This window comes from Streptococcus sp. 3613, assembly GCF_013277375.1.
GTDB classification, from domain to species: Bacteria; Bacillota; Bacilli; order Lactobacillales; family Streptococcaceae; genus Streptococcus; species Streptococcus pseudopneumoniae.
On the sequence record NZ_VMMV01000128.1, the window covers coordinates 1 to 1,981 of the forward strand.

1 protein-coding gene is annotated in these 1,981 nt (G+C 40.6%); it reads left to right on the top strand.

Annotated features, from left to right (window positions below; translation table 11 throughout):
• Window positions 1–313: 313 nt before the first annotated feature.
• Window positions 314–1,981: DUF1542 domain-containing protein (locus HT708_RS11210; protein WP_172926402.1), on the top strand; the 1,668-nt coding region annotated here is incomplete at its 3' end.

Consider the following 1,981-nt stretch of genomic DNA (forward strand, 5'->3'; position numbering starts at 1 on the left):
AAAAAAAATTTTTTTTTTTTTTTTTTTTTTTCGGATTTTTAAAAATCTTTTATAAAAACGAACGCAAAAAGTTCCCTTTTTTAAAAAAAATGTATATAAAAAAAAAAAAAAAAAAAAAAAAAAAAAAAAAAAAAAATTTTTTTTCTTGAAAATTCGGGGGGGGGGGGGGGTGGTATAATTATCACTAGACTGTATATTCTTCATAGGAGGTACAGTGGGGTAAATAGTCGTAAGTTGCTATTTATATATTATTGTCAATCGAAGAGGAAAATGACATGTTCTCTTCAATCATATCTTTAAAGGAGAAAGAGTTATGGATTTTAGAAAGTGTAACAGAGAAAAGGTCTTCCGTTACTCTATTCGTAAGTACCACTTTGGTGCCGCCAGTGTCGCGGTTGCCGCATTGATGTTTTTAGGAGCACGAGCTAGTGTTGTTCAGGCGGATACTACAGTAAATGCTACAGAGGTGTCTCTTGAGAGTTCTGAGCCTAAATCGGATCCAGCTGCGGAGGGAGCTAGTGAAGCTTCGAATGGAAGTGAGCGAAGTGCTGATCAAACAAGTAATTCTGTTCAGCCTACTCCTGTTGGCAGTGATAGGGACGCTTCTCCATCAAGCAATAATGGGGAAAGTTCTGAAGGGTCAGATAGAAGCAACAGTAGTGCCGTTAGCGGAAGTGATAGAGGTGCTGAAGAGACAAGTAACTCTGGTCAGCATGCTCCCGTTAGAAGAGCTAGGAGTGTTGGGGAGAATCCAGATACAGTAAACAGAGGGAGCCAGAGTAGCCCTGTTGGAAGTGATAGGACCATAGATCAAGATCGGGGATACCGGGGTTCAGCGTTGCATGATAAAGGATATGTCTATGGTGTTGATCAAGATCCTGTGCCGGATGAAAAGTATGATGATAAGGAATATCTTGTACAAAGATGGCCTTATGCTAAAAAAAGATGGTTGAATGCCAATCTTAAAACTGAAAAATTTATTACTTATACAGATCCGGTACTTGGTGATACGACGGTAAAACGTAAAGTTGCTGAAGCAGGGAAAACAGGTGGAAAGCGCGATAATGTATTTAGAGACGAAATTACGGATGACTTGGGTACCTTAGATATTTTTAATAAACATCCTACTGCACAGCGTATGGCATTGACAATGGATGGGTACGGTGAAAATTTTAATTTAACAGTAATTGGAAATGATAACACAGAGCTTCTTAAACTCAAAATTCCCAAAGAACATTTGTTTATTAGGCAAAGTGAGTGGAATGCTAAGGATGCAGAAAGAAGAAAATTCGAAGAAGAAAACGGTGCAACTAAGCAAAATGCCAAGGACGCTCTCGAACAGGAAGCAACCACGAAGATTGCAGCTATTGATAGAGATGGTAGCTTGACGAAAGAAGAGAAAGATGCAGCAAAAGAAGCTGTAAACGACGCTCTTCAAAAAGCTAAGGACAGGGTAGATAGCGCAAACACTGCAGACGACGTAGAAAGAGAAAAAACTACAGGTAACAGCACTATCCGTGATGTTCCGCAAAACGGTACAACTAAGCAAAATGCCAAGGACGCTCTCGAACAGGAAGCAACCACGAAGATTGCAGCTATTGATAGAGATGGTAGCTTGACGAAAGAAGAGAAAGATGCAGCAAAAGAAGCTGTAAACGACGCTCTTCAAAAAGCTAAGGACAGGGTAGATAGCGCAAACACTGCAGACGACGTAGAAAGAGAAAAAACTACAGGTAACAGCACTATCCGTGATGTTCCGCAAAACGGTACAACTAAGTCTGCCTTGAATGCCGAGCTTGGTAAAGAATCTGGCACGAAAGAATCTGACAAGTACACGAATGCAGACCAAGCTAAGCGTACTGCCTACGACGAAGCTCTTAAAGCAGCGAAAGCTGTAGCAGCTAAGCCAGGTGCAAGTCAAGCAGAAGTTGAGAAAGCTAAGAATGACTTAGTTGCAGCAGCGGCAGCCTTGAATGTATCA